Below are 14,949 nucleotides of genomic sequence, written 5' to 3'. Positions count from 1 at the left end.
TAAGTCACGAGAAAAACACGGAAAGTCGCGAGATGTTCATTCTCCGGTGGTTGGAACCTCCTCGGACTCATGGCGAGATGGTCAACGGTCCTTTTCCTCCGATCCCCCCAGGAGTCCCCACATGCCGGGTACCCCCCACTTCAGTACCCCTTCCGTCTCCTCCCCCGAACCAGGAGTGAACGCGACCCGACGGCAGGCGCTCATGGGCGCCGTCACGTTGAGTGCCGCGGCGCTGGGTACGACCCTCGGTGCGTCATCCGCGTCAGCGGCCACCTCGACCCTCCGAGGCCCCAGGATCTCCGACCCCTTCACCCTGGGGGTCGCCTCCGGTGATCCCTTCCACGACAGCGTCGTCCTGTGGACTCGGCTGGCCCCCGACCCCCTGGCCGAGGACGGCCTGGGCGGCATGCCCGATCGTGTGGTCCAGGTCCAATGGCAGATTTCCCAGGACGAGAACTTCTCTCGTACGGTCGCCGCCGGAACGGTGGAGACCGGTCCCGATCAGGCCCACTCCGTGCACGTGGAGGCACAGGGTCTACGTCCTCGCGCCGACTACTTCTACCGGTTCCGCGTCGGCGGTGAGATCAGCCCCGTCGGACGTACCCGCACCGCCCCGGCCCCGGGCACTCGCCTGGACCACTTCGCGTTCGCCATCGCCAGCTGCCAGAGCTACACACAAGGCCACTACACGGCCCAGGCCCACCTGGCCCGGGAGGACCTGGACCTGGTGGCCTTCCTGGGCGACTACATCTACGAGACCGGGGACCAAGGCGACATCGGACGCGGCCACCTGCCCCCGGTGGAGGTGCGTTCCCTGGCCGAATACCGTCTGCGGCACGCCCAGTACAAGACCGACCACGACCTGCAGGCCGCACACGCGGCCTTCCCCTGGGCGGTGGTCTTCGACGACCACGAACTCGAGAACAACTGGGCCGACGACACCTCCTACGGGGAGGACGTCCCGCCCGAGGAGTTCATGCAGCGTCGAGAGAACGCGTTGAAGGCCTACTACGAGCACATGCCCCTGCGCGCGGCCCAACGCCCGGCCGGACCCGACCTGCACCTGTACCGCCGGCTCGTGTTCGGGAACCTGGTCGACATGCACCTGTTGGACACCCGCCAGTACCGGGACGTGCAGGTGGCGGACGAGGAGCGCGGGGACCCCGACCGCAGCATGCTGGGCGCCGATCAGCGACGCTGGCTCTCCCAGGGACTGGGCGATTCCACCGCCACCTGGAACGTGTTGGCCCAGCAGGTGTTCTTCTCCCAGCGTGACTTCGCCGAAGGCGCGCTCACCGACTTCAGTGACGACGCCTGGGACAACTACCGGGTCGAACGCGACGCGGTGCGCGATGAACTGGCCGAGGTGGGCAACGCCGTGGTGCTCACCGGGGACGTGCACGCCAACTACGTGGTCGACGTCAAGGCCGACTTCGACGACCCCGACTCGGCGACGGTGGCCACCGAACTGGTGGGGACGTCCTTCACCAGCGGCCGCGACGGCGTCGAACAGAACGACCCGAGTGACGCGATCCAGTTGCGGGAGAACCCCCACATCAAGTTCATCAACCGCAAACGCGGATACGTGCGCAACACCGTCACCCCCACCGAGTGGACGGCCGACTTCCGGGTGGTGGACCGGGTGAGTGAACCGGACGCCCCGATTCGTGACCGGGCGCGTTTCGTCATCGAGTCCGGCGAACCCGGTGCCCGGCCCTTGGCCTAGGTCGTACCCGATCCGGGGCCGGGCGGGAGATCCCTGCCGGCCCCGTGCTCTCCGGCGGTCTGGGCGAGTTCTTACCCCGAGGAGCTTTCGACGCGGCGGGGCTTTCATCACCGGCAGGTCCTCGAGGGCGAAACCACCAGGGCCACAGTGGGGCCGGGGCGGTCAATCCTCGGGGCTGATCCACAGGGCTTCGGCCGCGACCAGTCCCAGAGCCTGGTCGCGTTCCTCGCCGCCCTTCTCCGGGCGCACCGAGATCTGGATCGACCCGGCGAAGGGCTGGCGTTCGACCACGGTGACGCGCATGCCGATGCCGATGTCGATGTCGGCCAGGTAGCGCAGCAGTTCGGGGTCGATGTCGTTGACCCGGACGATCACCCCTTGGGTGTGGGCCTCGGCCTCCGACAACAACACCGTCTCGCGCTGAACGATGGTGCCCTCGCGGGTGGGGATGGGGTCACCGTGCGGGTCCACCACCGGATCTCCCAGGTGGGAGGCGATGCGGTCGACGAACTTGTCCGAGACCACGTGTTCGAGGATTTCGGCCTCGTCGTGCACCTCGTCCCAGGAGTAGCCCAGCTCGGCCACCAGGTAGGTCTCCAGCAGCCGGTGTCGGCGCAGTACCGCCAAGGCGGCCTTGGTTCCGATCTCGGTCAGGCTCACGTTGCCGTAGCGCTGGTGTTGGACGAACCCGAGTTCGTTGAGCTTGCGCAGCATCCCCGAAACCGAGGAGTTGGACACCGCCAGTCGCTCGGCCATCCCGGAGATGGTCACCGGTCCGGTGCCGCGCTCTTGGAGGTCGTAGATGACCTTCACGTAGTCCTCGGCCGATGTGGACGGCCGTGCCGGTGTGTGCCCCATGCCCGTAACCGTACCGTGGACCGCTTCGAGGCCACGATTTCCGCGCCGGCACCTGTGGACAACGCCGTTTCGCCCATCAGAGGGCGCAAGGCGGGTTCTGTGGGATGCGGGCGGGGCGTCCCCGGGTCAGGTGCTCGGCGTCGGAGACGCCGATGCGTCGGGTGCGGTCGGAGGATGTGCACGCTCCGTCGCGCGAACCGCTGGTGTTCATCCGGGCCGGCTCGCGTGCACATCCGTCGATCACCGGTGTGGGCGGGCCAGAGGGCTCAGCGCCGTTCGGCTGCCGGGGTGCCCTGGTGATGGTACAGACGCCAGTGCCCATGGCCATCGTGTCGCCACAGCGAGCCGCGCAGGGCACGCACTCCTTCGAACTCGGTGGCGTAGGTCAGGTGGACCACGCCCGGTGCGATCTGCTCCCCGCGCATGTCCAGTGCCTCGATCGGCTCGGCAGGGGTCATCGAGGGAAGTTCCGCGAGCATGGTCTCGCGGTCCCACCTTCGACCCGATTTGCCCACCTCCACGAACCCGGGGTCCAGCAACTCCCGTGACGACTCCGGTGAGGCGCGCACTCGGGGTGAGAGCAGGGCGCGTTCGGCCGCCATGGCCTCGTCCACTTCGCCGGCTTCTCGGCCCATGGTGTTCCCTTCGTGTTCGGGTGCCACTGGATTTCGCGCTGTGTCGGTCGAGGATCCAGGGACCGACCGTAACTCGGAAAATCATTCTCTCGAGAACAGAACGAGCGCGAATTGGTCCGAGTTCGCGCCGTTTTGCGCTTGAGGCGTTCTCGATTGTCGAAGTCGAGTTCCGAAAACCCGCACCAAATGGCCTTCCCGGCCACAAGACTGTGTGGTGACGCTAGGAAGGGAGCAGATGGACGACGTTCGGGTTCGGTACGTGTTGGCGTTCGACTCCTCGTGTGAGCGGTGCGCGAGTATCTCCACCGCGGTGGCGAGGGCCTCGGCGGGCAGGTTGGAGACCCTGCCGCTCACCCATACCGACGTGCGGGCCTGGCGGGCCGGGCAGTGGGGACCGACGGCCCCGTGGGTGCCCACACTGATCCGCAGGTACGGGCGGCGGGTGCGCTGTTGGCGCGGGGCGGCGATGATCGCACCGCTGGTGCGCGGGTTGGGCGCGCGGACGAGCCTGCGGGTCGTGGAGGTCTTGGGCGAACTCGGTCGCAGTCGGCGGGCGCCCCATGAGGACCACCACCGGTGGGGGCGGGTGATCGCCGGCCTGCGTGCCGTGTGGGACCTGACCCTGGCCCGGCGTACCCCGGAGCTGGCCCGATCGGACCAGGCGTTGGCCCGCGAGTGGGTGGAGGAGCACCGTTCCCGGCTGCCCACCGACTTCGACGAGTTCGCCGCCCATCCCCTGGTGCGACGCAGGTTGATCTTCGCCGAGCTCTCCCCCGAACGACGACGCGACCTGTGGGCCGAACACCTGCGCCGCTTCGACCTGGCCAATCCGGACCTGACGCGGGATCAGCGCGCCGCCCTGGATCTGGCCATGGTGACCTTCTCCGAGGAACAGGTCTTCCGTGACGGGCTGGGTCCGGTACTGGAACAACGATTGCGCGACCGTGCGGTGGCCGCCTTCGGCCCCTACCGGGCGCACGCGCTGCTGGCGACCCTGGGCCCGGTCGAGACCGACCCCGAATGCGTGGCCGCCCAATCGCCGGTCCCCCGCCGCCGATCCTGGGCGCCGTGTCTGTCCAAGGGGTGTGTGGAGATGCCCTTCACCTGCGGGGTGGCCTGGGTGTCCACGCACGACCGCAGTACCTCCCGGGCCATCACACGGGCCCATCCCTGACCCTCTCCCGGCCGGGTCCGTCTTCCCACGTCGATCGGCGCTTCGTGGGTGGACGGACCGGGCCGATGCCCTGGCCGTCGGGCGTGGGCGCGCCAGGGCGTCCTCTTGCTTCCCGCTCCGCTCCGGTGCGGGCGGGCGCCTTCAGCCCAGGCGTTCGAGCAGCTTCCGGGCAAGGGGCGCGGAAGAGGCCGGGTTCTGGCCGGTGACCAGGGTGCGGTCGACCACGACGTGGGGCGCCCACGGTTCGCCCTCCTCGACCTGGACGCCGGCCTCGGTGAGGCGGTCCTGCAATAGCCAGCGGGCCTTGTCCGCCAGCCCGGCCTGGGTCTCCTCGGCGTTGGTGAAGGCCGCCGCCCGGTAGCCGGCGAAGGTGTTGGTGCCATCGGGGCGTTCGGCGGCCAAGAACGCGGCAGGGGCGTGGCAGACCACGCCCAGCGGTTTGCCCGATTCCAGGGCGGCGGTGAGCAGGTCACCGGAGAGCGAGTCGACCGCCAGGTCCTCCATGGGCCCGTGCCCACCGGGGTAGTAGACGGCGTCGTAGTCGTCCAGGTCGACCTCCTCCAATCGGATCGGCGTGCCCAACTCCGTCATGGACGCCAGGGCGGAGGCGACGCGTTCGGCGCCCTCGACGCCACCGTTGGCGTCGGCGGTCAGACTGGCCTCGTCGACGGTGGGTTCGACCCCTCCAGGGGTGGCCACGACGACCTGGTGTCCGGCCTCGGTGAGGATCTCGTAGGGCGCCACGGCCTCCTCGGCCCAGAAACCGGTGGGGTGCCGGGTTCCATCGGCCAGGGTCCAGTGGTCGACACCGGTCATCACGAACAGGATCTTGGACATGGTGCTCGCACTCTTCCGAACGTGTGCTCTGGTTTGTGGTTCGGGCGGTTGTGCCACGGGTTCTCGAACGTAGCGGTGCGGGCCCACCGATGGCCAATGGGATCGCCGGAGAGCAAGGTCAAGGTGTTCGCGCGGGTGCGTTCGGGCAGCCTGGGGAACATGAGCGAGCACACCACGGCGACCATGTTCGCCAACAGACAGAGCACCTACGGCGGTCCCGAGGTGCTGGAATGGGCCAGGGTGCCTCGACCCGAGCCCGGGCCGGGGCAGATCCTGGTCGCGGTCCGGGCCGCCGGGGTCAATCCCACCGACTGGAAGCATCGCGCCCAGGGCGTGTTCTTGAACCGGCTCCCCCTCGTCCTGGGTTGGGACGTTTCCGGTGTGGTCGAACAGGTGGGCTATGGCGTCACCCTGTTCAAGCCCGGCGAGGAGGTCTTCGGGATGCTGCCCTACCCGCACGGGGTGGGTTCGCACGCCGAGTACGCGCTGGGCCCGGCGCGTGCCTTCACCCACAAGCCCTCCGGGGTCGGCCACGTCCAGGTCGGGGCGCTTCCGTTGGCCGCGTTGACCGCCCACCAGGCCCTGGTCGACACCGCCCGCGTCGGTGCCGGACAGCGGGTGCTGGTGCACGCGGCCGCCGGTGGGGTGGGCCACTTGGGGGTGCAGATCGCCAAGGCGCACGGGGCGCACGTCATCGGCACCGCGAGCACGCCCAAGCACGACTTCCTGCGCGAGTTGGGCGCGGACGAGGTCGTCGACTACCGCGAGGTCGACTTCGCCGAGGTGGTCGATGAGGTGGACGTGGTCCTGGACCCGGTGTCGGGCGACACCCGGGTCCGATCCCTGAACCTGTTGCGCCCGGGTGGTGTCCTGGTCTCGCTGCTGCCCGGTCAGGACCCCGACGAGGCGGCCAAGGTCGAGGAGTCGGGTGTTCGGGCGGAGACGATGTTGGTGGAGGCCGACCATGAGGGGATGCGCTCCATCGCCGACCTCGTGGAGCGAGGCGCCTTGCGGGCCCATGTGGAGGCGACCTTCCCGATGGACCAGGCCGCCAAGGCGCACGCCCTGGGCGAGAAGGGGCACACCACCGGCAAGATCGTCCTGGTCGCCGAGAACGACTGACCGCCCTGGAACGGGTCGGTGCTTGCCCCGCGCGAGGGAGGCACGAACGCACGATCCCCTGCGATCGGGGGGTAGAGACGGGGTGATCCTTCTTAGTGGCGCACACGCCCTGCTTCAGCCGTGGGGAGGAAGTCAACGGTGGAGACTGGGTGCATGGACACCCCGACCGGTAACGAAAGTGTCGAACCCGGCCACCGGACACGTGCGCCATGGGCCTGGGCCACCGCGGCCTGGACCCTGCCGTATGTGGTCTCCAAGGTGGTCTACGCCCTGAGTGGTCGGTTGGGGGTGACCGGTGGGCCCGAGGTCGAGGCGGCCTCCTACGCCGACTACGGGCCGGGGGAAGTGGCCGCGGCGCAGTGGGCCAACGCCGGTGTGGGCGTCGCGGTGCTGGCGTTGTTCGTCTTGTGCGCCCTCCCCTTCGCCGCAAGGCTTCCCAGGTGGCCGCTCGCGGTGCCGGTCGGTCTGTTCACGGTCGTGGCCGTGGCCGGAGCGGTGGGCATGACCGGTCGGGCCGTGTTCACCGACTCCGGCGGGGCGCTCTTCGGTGGTTACTGCGCGGTGTGGGCGGTACTGGCCGCGGTGGTCCTCAGGAGGCTGCTCCGTCGCGGGAGCTGACAGAGGTGGGGAACGGTACCCCGGTGGGACGACGCCGTTCCCAGGGGCGGGCCTGTTCCAGTTGGGCGGCCAGGCGCAGCAGCAGGCCCTCACCGGCCGCGGCGGCGATGAACTGTACGCCCAACGGCAGCCCGGAGTCGGTCCAGTGCAGGGGCACCGACATAGCGGGGGTACCGGTCAGGTTGGCGGTCATCGTGAACGGGGTGGCGGTGAGGTTGTTCATCACCTCGGTGGCCACCATGTCGGTGGCGGTGACGATCCGTTCGGTGCGGGTGCGCACCAACAGACGTTCGGCGGTGCGCAGCCAGGTGGGCGGGTCCAGGCGGCCGATGGTCACCGGGGGCCCGGCGATGGTGGGTGTCAACAGCAGGTCGTAACGGGAGTGGAAGTCGGCCAGTGCCAGGATGTGCTGGTTCCAGCGGTCGTGACCGCGCACGTAGTCGGCCGAACTGCGGGCCCGCCCCATGGCGGCCAACATCAGGGTGTCGGGTTCGAAGTCGTCGTCGGCGCAGCCGGTGTCGGCCTTGATGCCGTCCACCAGTGCCGCCATGGACCCATACCACATGGTCAGGAAGTCCTCGGTCAGTGAGCGGCCGTCGATGGCGGGCTCGGCCTCGACGACCTCGTGGCCCAACTCCTCCAACAGCGCCGCCGCCTCGCGTACGGCGCGCACCGCCTCGGGGTGCACCCGAGTGCCCAGGGGTGAGCGTTGACTGAATCCGATCCGAAGTCGGCCCGGGGGGTGGCCCACCTCTTGGGCGTAGGGGCGTTCGGGAGGAGCGATGGGGTAGGGCGAGGTCGGTTCGGAACCGGCCATGACGTCCAGCAGCGCGGCACTGTCGCGCACGGTGCGGGTCAGGACACCGTTGACCGAGGCACCGTTCATGGGTTCGCCCCGCAGTGGTCCGAACGGCACCCGTCCGCGCCCGGGTTTGAGCCCGAACAGGCCGCAGGCCGCGGCGGGGATGCGGATGGAGCCGCCACCGTCGTTGGCTCCGGCGGCGGGGGTGATCCCCGCGGCCACCGCCGCCGCCGAACCACCGGAGGAGCCGCCAGGGGTGTGGCCGGTGTTCCAGGGGTTGCGGGTGGGGCCGAATTCCAAGGGCTCGGTTACGGCCTTGGCGCCGAACTCGGGGACGTTGGTCTTGCCCAAGGGCACCAGGCCGGCCTTCAGCCAGCGGTGCACGACCTCGGCGTGGCCGGAGGCGGGAACGTGGCGCAGGGCACGGTTCCCACAGGAGGTGGGGTATCCGGCGTAGTCCTGGAAGAGGTCCTTGAGGAGGAAGGGCACCCCGCCCAAGGGGCCTTCGGGCGCGGTCGCGGCCAGGCGGCGCGCCTCCTCGTACATGGGCAGGATGATCGCGTTGAGCGCGGGGTTCACCTGCTCGGCGCGTTCGATGGCCACGTCCAGCAGTTCGGTGGAGGTGACCTCCCCGGCCCGGACCAGTTCGGCCAGTCCGACGGCGTCGTGTCGCAGATACTCGTCAACTCGCATGCCCGGAACCTAACACCGAACTGGAACGTGTTCTCATTCGCCACGTCGGTCGGGCACCGCCCGGTGGCCGGGGGCGGCCCCGTGCGGTCTCACCGGCCGCGGGCCGGGACCTGGGCCTTCAACAGCATCTCCTCGTACTCCTCCTCCGGATCCGAGTCCAGTACGATCGCCCCGCCCGCCCCGATGGTCAGCTCCCCGCCGGCGCGCACGGCGGTGCGGATGACGATGCTCAGATCCGCTTCACCGGAGTGCGACAGGTACCCCAGCGCCCCGGAGTACACCCCGCGCGCCGAGGACTCCAACCGATCGATGATGTCCATGGTGCGCACCTTGGGCGCGCCCGTCATCGAGCCGCCGGGGAAGCAGGCGCGCACCGCCGCCATCGTCGACACCTCCGGTCGGAGCCGGCCCTCGATGGTGGAGACGAGCTGGTGCACGGTGGTGTGGGACTCGGTGTACATGAACGCCGGTACCCGCACCGAACCCACCTCGCACACCCGGCCCAGGTCGTTGCGGAGCAGGTCCACGATCATCAGGTTCTCGGCTCGGGTCTTGGCGTCGGTGCGCAGTCGCTCGGCCGCCCGCGCGTCGACGCGCGGGTCGGGGTGGCGCGGCGCGGTGCCCTTGATGGGTCGGCTCTCGGCCACGCGGTCTGAGTCAACGCGCAGGAAGCGTTCAGGGGAGGCACTGAGCACGCTCACTTCGCCCAGGCGCAGGTAGGCGGCGTAGGGAGCGGGGTTGGCCGCGCGCAGCCTTCGGTAGAAGTCCAGGTCCCCGCCCCGCTCGGGCAGACGGACCCGGTTGGTCAGGCAGATCTCGTAGCTTTCTCCCTGGGTGAGGTGGGCCAGGCACTCCTTGACGTCGTCGACGTATCCGGCGTGGGGGCGCTCCAACAGGGCGGGCAGGTCCACCGGGTCGGCGGGTGGGGCGGGTTCGTGCGGGTCGGGAAGGTCGAGCAACTCCGTGCGGGTGTGCTCCACCCAGGAGTGGGCGTCAGGTGCCCCGTCGGCGCACACCACGTAGGTGCGTCCCTGGTGGTGGTCCACGGCCACGAAACGATCGCAGCGCATCCACACCGCGTCCGGGGTGGGTGCGCTGTGGGCGCGCTCTCCCCCGGTGTGGGCCTTGAGTTCGTAGCCCAGGTAGCCCACGTAGCCGCCGGTGAAGTCGAAGGGCAGCCCGTGCGGGGAGGGGGCGGCGTCGGTGCGGCGTTCCAGGGCCTCGAAGACGGTGCCCGGTTCGGTGCGGGTTCCATGGGCGTCGTGCACACGGACGCCCTCCCGCCCCACGTCGTAGGTGAGCACCTCGGCGGTGGGGCCTTGGGCCGCGCCCAGGAAGGAGAACCGAGCCGGTCCCTCGGGCCGGGAGCTGTCCAGCCAGAACGCGTACTCGGCGTCGGCGTACAGGTGGGCGAAGGCCTTTTCGGTGTCGACCATGTGGTCGAGTTCGACCACCACGGGTTCGGGGGCCTGCGTGGGTCGTCGCGGGTCACGCGTGGGTGGCGGCGGTACGGGGAGGGCGCGTGAGCGCCTGTGCGGGCGGGCCAGGTCCAGGAAGTTGGCCATCAACTCCGCGCCGTGTTCACCGGCAACCGACTCGGGGTGGAACTGCACCCCCCAGCGGGGCAGTTCACGGTGTTCCAGCCCCATGATCACGTCGTCCTCGGCCCGCGCGGTGACCCTCAACGTGGTCGGCAGGGGTTCGGCCACGGCCAGGGAGTGGTAGCGCACGGCGGTGAAGTCCTGCGCGATGCCGTTGAAGAGCCCGTCGCCGTCGTGTCGGACCCGGCTCAGGTGGCCATGCCGGGGCTGGGGCGCGGATTCGATCGAGGCTCCGGCCAGGTGGGCGATGGCCTGATGACCCAGGCACACCCCCAACACCGGCAGGTGGGTATGGGCCAACAGGTCGGGGACCCTCCCCAGGTCACGGGTGGTCTGTGGGCGTCCGGGGCCTGGAGAGACGACCACGGCGTCCACCGTGCCCGGGTCGAAACCGGCCCAGGCGGGATCGTCGTTGGTCAACACCAGCGGCTCTTGGCCCAGGACACGGGCCAGGAGTTGGAAGACGTTGAAGGTGTAGGAGTCGTGGTTGTCCACGAGGAGGACCCGCATCCCGCCCTTTCGTTCTCAATCGGCGCAGCGTTCTCAATCGGCGCGGCGTTCGCGGCCGGTGCGGCCGGTGCGGCCGGATTGCGACATTCCAGGTTACGGCGGTCGATGTCCTCACCTGCGCGCGGTGTCGGTCGTCCACAGATCCGGCGCGAGCCCTGGTGCGCGGGCTCCTGTCCGGGTACACAGGAAGATAGAGGACGAGGGGTCCGGCCCCTCGTGCGGACCAGGGAGTGGCACATGGCCGTCTTCACCGCGATGATCATGATCCTGATCGTCCTGCCGCTGGCCTTCTTCTTCGTGCTCACCATCGGAGAGGTCGGGCGGGTCACCCAACAGCACCGGTCCGGGCGGGCCGCGCGGACGCGTCCGTATCCGCCCGTTCCCCCACCCTTGGACGCGGCCGAGAACGAGCTGCGGTTGCGCTACGCCAGGGGTGAGATCGATCGTGAGGAGTTCCTACAGCGCAAGATCGACCTGGAACGCTGAGGACCCGCCTGCCACCGCGAAAAGGATTGACACCCACCGGTGGATGGGTAGGGTACGAACGTCCTGTCGTCGACGAATGAGGTGGACGTTGCGCATCTGAGGTTCGCGATCATCACGCGGTACGGCCACTGGCCGTCTGTTCAGCGTGGTTGCAACCTCGGTGCATGAGCCGTCCCCGTTCCACAGGACCTCTTTCGCCTTCTGCCCGGCCCCAGGCCGCGTGGTGCTCGCATACGAAGCCCTTTTCCACAACGCTTCCGACTGCGAGAGAAAACCATGTCTCAACCCGTCACCACCGACGTCTCGGTGGCCTGTTCCGACCTGACCTTCGCCTGGCCGGAGGGCACCACCGTCTTCGATGGGCTGTCCCTGTCCACGGGCCGAGGACGCATCGGCCTGGTCGGTGCCAACGGTTCGGGCAAGTCCACCCTGCTCAAGCTCCTGGCCGGACACCTGAGCCCGGCCCGCGGCTCGGTGACCGTCCACGGCCGCCTGGCCTACCTGCCGCAGAACATCACGCTCGACACCGAACCGGCCGTCGACCACGCCCTGGGCATCGCGGACAAACGCGTCGCCCTGGGCGCCATCGAGTCCGGCGACGCCTCCGAAGCCAACTTCGAGGTCATCGGCGATGACTGGGACGTGGAGGAACGCGCACTGGCCACCCTGGGAACACTGGGGTTGGACGGCATCGGCCTGGACCGCACCGTCGGCGAACTCTCCGGCGGTGAGACCGTCCTGCTGCGCCTGGCCGCACTGCTCATGGAACGCCCCGACGTGTTGTTGCTGGACGAGCCCACCAACAACCTGGACCTGTTCGCCCGCCGACGCCTGTACGAGGCCGTGGACTCCTGGCGCTCGGGCACCCTGATCGTGGTCAGTCACGACCTGGACCTGCTGGAGCGCGTGGACCGCACCGCCGAACTGCGCAAGGGCGAGGTCACCTGGTACGGCGGCGGATGGTCCGCCTACCAGGAGGCCCTGGGCGTCCAACAGGAGGCCGCCGAGCGGACCCTGCGCGCCGCCGAGTCCGACGTGCGAAAACAGAAGAAGGAACTCGCCCAGACCCAGATCAAGCTGGCCCGACGTCAACGCACCGCGAAGAAGGCCGCCGCGGAGAAGGGCATCCCCAAGATCGTCCAAGGCGCTCTGAAGCGGGCCGCCCAGGAGTCGGCGGGCAAACTCAAGGGGACGCACGAAGACCGCCTCCAGGAGGCACGCGAACGCAAGGAGGAGGCCGCCGAAGCGGTCCGAGACGACGCCGAGATCAGGGTGGAGTTGCCGCACACCGCCGTGCCCAACGGGCGAGACGTGGTGCGCGTCAGCGGGTTGCGTCCGGCCCATGGCCGGTTGCGTGGGGCGGACCTGTTGGTGAGCGGTCCCGAGCGGGTCGCCCTGGTGGGCCGCAACGGTGCGGGCAAGACCTCGCTGTTGCGCACCCTGGCCGGGCTACTCGACCCGTTGGAGGGCGAAGCGCGGGTGATGGTGCCACTGCGATTCCTGCCCCAGCGCCTGGACCTGCTGGACGAGGAACGGTCGGTGGTCGACAACGTCACCGACGCCGCCCCCGGTGTGTCGGGGCAGCACATCCGCGCCCAGTTGGCCAGGTTCCTGTTCCGTGGTGCGCGTGCCGCGCAGCCGGCCGGCACGCTCTCGGGCGGGGAACGCTTCCGGGCGAGCCTGGCCATGACCATGTTGGCCGCCCCGGCCCCACAGCTGTTGATGTTGGACGAGCCCACCAACAACCTGGACGTGTCCAGTGTCCGGCAGCTGACCGACGCCCTGTCCGCCTACGAGGGCGCCCTGTTGGTGGCCTCGCACGACCTGCCGTTCCTGGAATCGGTGGGGATCACCCGCTGGCTGTTCCTGGGCGAGGAACTACGCGAGACCACCGCCGAGCAGGTCCACGACCTGCTGGAGGGGCGCGAGCCCGAACGGGACTGAGCCCCGATCGTCGCACTCACGCGGCCGGTGCGGTGCACCTTCGAAGGTGCCGTCGTGCCGGTCGCGTGAGTCGGACCAGGGCGCGGGCTCCCCCGGGTAGGTGCCGAAGGACCACAGGTCGCCCTCGGGGTCTCGCACCGTGAAATCCCAGGCCGGATGCGGTTTCGTGCTGCCCACGACACCCACGCCGACAGTCCGGGGACCACTGTTCGTAGTAATGCGCGACGGGGGTGACCGATGTCCGGTCACCCCCGTTATCGCACCGGATCAGGCCGCGTGCCTCAGCCCTGCATCTCCTCCAGGGTCTTGCCCTTGGTCTCTTTGACGAACCTGAGCACCAGGAAGAACGAGATCAGCGCGAACGCCGCGTACATCAGGTAGGCCCCCGACAGGTTCCAGTCGCGCAGCGAGGGGAAGCTGACGGTGACCAACCAGTTGGCCAACCACTGGGTGGCGGTGGCCACGCCCATGGCGGCCGCGCGGATGCGCAGCGGGAACATCTCCCCCAGCAGCACCCACACCACCACACCCCATGACAGGGCGAAGAAGAGCACGAACGAGCTCGCGGCGACCAGCGCCGTCGCGGCCCACCCGAAGGCCAGCGTGACCTCGTCACCCTCCACCCGGGCGTTGCTGAAGGCGAAGGCCGCGCCGGCCAGCGCCACCGTCATACCGGCCGAACCGGTCAGCAGCAACGGCTTGCGGCCGATCTTGTCCACCAGCATGATCGCGATCACGGTACCCACGATGTTGACGATCGAGGTGAACAGGCTCAACAAAAGGGAGTCGGACTCCGCCACACCGACCGACTGCCACAGCGAGCTGGAGTAGTAGAAGATGACGTTGATGCCCACCAACTGTTGGAAGGCGGAGACGGCCATACCGATCCACACGATGGGCAACAGACCGTAGCGTCCGGTCAGGTCGCGGAGTTTGGGCCGCACCTCCGAGCCCAGCGCCTCGCGGATCTCGTTGATGCGCCCGTCGACGCGCTCGTCTCCGCCGCCCTCGACCTCGGCCAGGATCTTGCGGGCCTGATCGGTCTTGCCGACCCGCACCAGGTATCGGGGCGATTCGGGGATGACCAGGCTCAGCCCCAGGTAGATCAGGGCGGGCAGCACCTCCACGGCCAGCATCCACTGCCAGGCCTGGATCGGGCCGATCGCGTTGTGCGCGCTGCCACCGGCTCCCGCGGCGATGGCGTAGTTGACCAGCTGGGAGGCGGCGATGCCCAGCACGATGGCCAGCTGCTGCAGTGAGGCCAGGCGTCCGCGGTAGGCCGCCGGAGAGACCTCGGCGATGTAGGTGGGCGCGATCACCGAGGCCATACCGATGGCCACACCGCCCACGATCCGCCAGACGGTCAGGTCCCACACGCTGAAGGGCAGCGCCGAGCCGATCGCGCTGATCGCGAAGAGGACACCGGCGATCTGCATGACACGGATGCGGCCGAGGCGGTCGGCGATGTTGCCGGCCGTGCCCGCGCCCACCACACATCCGAGCAGAGCGGCGGCGATGGTGAATCCGAGGACCCCCGGACCCACATGGAAGCGTTCCTGGATGGCGTCGACGGCGCCGTTGATGACGGCGCTGTCGTAACCGAACAGGAAACCGCCCATCGCGGCGGCCGCCGCGATCATGGTCACGTGGGCGAGGTTGGCACCACCGTCCTGGTGGCCCACCCCGCCCGTGCTGGCATGGCTCACTTGGAGCTCCTTCCCCCGGGCACACCTGAGTTCCCGTCGGGCACCACGGTGCCCAACGGGTCCAAGGCATGCGAGAACGCAACGCTGACGTGGCCGAACACGCTCCGATGTTTGGCCTTCAACAGACTGCGGGGACTTTACTACGAATACTTTCCATAACCGTGCAGAGGGTAGTCCTCACCTGCCTGATAGCGATCTCATCGGCGGTCCCCGCGGGAATCCCGTCCCGGGACACGC

12 protein-coding genes are annotated in these 14,949 nt (G+C 69.1%); 6 read left to right on the top strand and 6 right to left on the bottom strand.

Going from position 1 to position 14,949, the window contains the following annotated elements:
• Positions 1 to 121: 121 nt before the first annotated feature.
• Complete coding sequence (locus tag NLI01S_RS02930) at positions 122 to 1,726, top strand: alkaline phosphatase D family protein (protein ID WP_067598672.1); 1,605 nt, start codon at positions 122 to 124, stop codon at positions 1,724 to 1,726.
• A 162-nt stretch (positions 1,727 to 1,888) separates the two neighbouring features.
• On the opposite strand, the gene NLI01S_RS02925 is transcribed toward NLI01S_RS02930, so the two are convergent.
• A complete protein-coding gene (locus NLI01S_RS02925) occupies positions 1,889 to 2,584 on the bottom strand; it encodes a metal-dependent transcriptional regulator (RefSeq protein WP_067598670.1) in 696 nt (231 codons plus the stop codon).
• A 266-nt stretch (positions 2,585 to 2,850) separates the two neighbouring features.
• Positions 2,851 to 3,219 carry a nuclear transport factor 2 family protein gene (locus NLI01S_RS02920; protein WP_067598935.1) on the bottom strand — a complete coding sequence of 123 codons (369 nt, stop codon included), beginning with the start codon at positions 3,217 to 3,219 and terminating at the stop codon, positions 2,851 to 2,853.
• A gap of 235 nt (positions 3,220 to 3,454) precedes the next feature.
• Here NLI01S_RS02920 and NLI01S_RS02915 point away from each other — a divergent pair, with 235 nt between their 5' ends.
• Positions 3,455 to 4,393: a bacteriocin fulvocin C-related protein gene (locus NLI01S_RS02915; protein ID WP_067598667.1), complete on the top strand. Its 939-nt coding sequence runs from the start codon at positions 3,455 to 3,457 to the stop codon at positions 4,391 to 4,393.
• Between the two features lie 141 nt (positions 4,394 to 4,534).
• Here NLI01S_RS02915 and NLI01S_RS02910 read toward each other — a convergent pair whose 3' ends face one another.
• The gene (locus NLI01S_RS02910; protein ID WP_067598664.1) at positions 4,535 to 5,230 is read right to left on the bottom strand and encodes a type 1 glutamine amidotransferase domain-containing protein; all 696 of its coding nucleotides are present in this window, start codon (positions 5,228 to 5,230) and stop codon (positions 4,535 to 4,537) included.
• A gap of 183 nt (positions 5,231 to 5,413) precedes the next feature.
• Here NLI01S_RS02910 and NLI01S_RS02905 point away from each other — a divergent pair, with 183 nt between their 5' ends.
• Together NLI01S_RS02905 and NLI01S_RS02900 are read left to right on the top strand one after the other, a co-directional pair.
• Positions 5,414 to 6,352 carry an NADP-dependent oxidoreductase gene (locus NLI01S_RS02905; protein ID WP_067598932.1) on the top strand — a complete coding sequence of 313 codons (939 nt, stop codon included), beginning with the start codon at positions 5,414 to 5,416 and terminating at the stop codon, positions 6,350 to 6,352.
• A 153-nt stretch (positions 6,353 to 6,505) separates the two neighbouring features.
• A complete protein-coding gene (locus NLI01S_RS02900; RefSeq protein ID WP_067598661.1) occupies positions 6,506 to 6,970 on the top strand; it encodes a hypothetical protein in 465 nt (154 codons plus the stop codon).
• Here the strand turns inward: NLI01S_RS02900 and NLI01S_RS02895 are convergent.
• Entirely contained in the window at positions 6,942 to 8,465 is a 1,524-nt protein-coding gene (locus tag NLI01S_RS02895) for an amidase (protein WP_067598658.1), read from the bottom strand. The genes NLI01S_RS02900 and NLI01S_RS02895 overlap by 29 nt on opposite strands.
• A gap of 89 nt (positions 8,466 to 8,554) precedes the next feature.
• Positions 8,555 to 10,576 (bottom strand): aminodeoxychorismate synthase component I, encoded by a 2,022-nt coding sequence (gene pabB / locus NLI01S_RS02890; RefSeq protein ID WP_067598655.1) that lies wholly within the window; start codon positions 10,574 to 10,576, stop codon positions 8,555 to 8,557.
• Between the two features lie 237 nt (positions 10,577 to 10,813).
• On the opposite strand from pabB, the gene NLI01S_RS02885 reads away from it, so the two are divergent.
• Positions 10,814 to 11,062 (top strand): SHOCT domain-containing protein, encoded by a 249-nt coding sequence (locus NLI01S_RS02885; protein ID WP_067598652.1) that lies wholly within the window; start codon positions 10,814 to 10,816, stop codon positions 11,060 to 11,062.
• 276 nt (positions 11,063 to 11,338) lie between these two features.
• Positions 11,339 to 13,006: an ABC-F family ATP-binding cassette domain-containing protein gene (locus NLI01S_RS02880; protein WP_067598649.1), complete on the top strand. Its 1,668-nt coding sequence runs from the start codon at positions 11,339 to 11,341 to the stop codon at positions 13,004 to 13,006.
• 281 nt (positions 13,007 to 13,287) lie between these two features.
• On the opposite strand, the gene NLI01S_RS02870 is transcribed toward NLI01S_RS02880, so the two are convergent.
• A complete protein-coding gene (locus NLI01S_RS02870; RefSeq protein WP_067598644.1) occupies positions 13,288 to 14,712 on the bottom strand; it encodes a sugar porter family MFS transporter in 1,425 nt (474 codons plus the stop codon).
• Between the last annotated feature and the right edge of the window lie 237 nt (positions 14,713 to 14,949).

Origin of the sequence: Nocardiopsis listeri NBRC 13360 (assembly GCF_001570765.1) — a bacterium.
Lineage (GTDB): Bacteria > Actinomycetota > Actinomycetes > Streptosporangiales > Streptosporangiaceae > Nocardiopsis > Nocardiopsis listeri.
Note: the sequence above shows the minus strand (reverse complement) of the source record. Positions and strands in the feature narration are given on the sequence as shown.

Coding starts and splice junctions, on each gene's coding strand:
- NLI01S_RS02900 (WP_067598661.1), top strand. CDS start 6,506: ATGGACACCCCGACCGGTAACGAAAGTGTCGAACCCGGCCACCGGACA.
- pabB (WP_067598655.1), bottom strand. CDS start 10,576: ATGCGGGTCCTCCTCGTGGACAACCACGACTCCTACACCTTCAACGTC.
- NLI01S_RS02910 (WP_067598664.1), bottom strand. CDS start 5,230: ATGTCCAAGATCCTGTTCGTGATGACCGGTGTCGACCACTGGACCCTG.
- NLI01S_RS02885 (WP_067598652.1), top strand. CDS start 10,814: ATGGCCGTCTTCACCGCGATGATCATGATCCTGATCGTCCTGCCGCTG.
- NLI01S_RS02905 (WP_067598932.1), top strand. CDS start 5,414: ATGTTCGCCAACAGACAGAGCACCTACGGCGGTCCCGAGGTGCTGGAA.
- NLI01S_RS02925 (WP_067598670.1), bottom strand. CDS start 2,584: ATGGGGCACACACCGGCACGGCCGTCCACATCGGCCGAGGACTACGTG.
- NLI01S_RS02895 (WP_067598658.1), bottom strand. CDS start 8,465: ATGCGAGTTGACGAGTATCTGCGACACGACGCCGTCGGACTGGCCGAA.
- NLI01S_RS02915 (WP_067598667.1), top strand. CDS start 3,455: ATGGACGACGTTCGGGTTCGGTACGTGTTGGCGTTCGACTCCTCGTGT.
- NLI01S_RS02920 (WP_067598935.1), bottom strand. CDS start 3,219: ATGGGCCGAGAAGCCGGCGAAGTGGACGAGGCCATGGCGGCCGAACGC.
- NLI01S_RS02930 (WP_067598672.1), top strand. CDS start 122: ATGCCGGGTACCCCCCACTTCAGTACCCCTTCCGTCTCCTCCCCCGAA.
- NLI01S_RS02880 (WP_067598649.1), top strand. CDS start 11,339: ATGTCTCAACCCGTCACCACCGACGTCTCGGTGGCCTGTTCCGACCTG.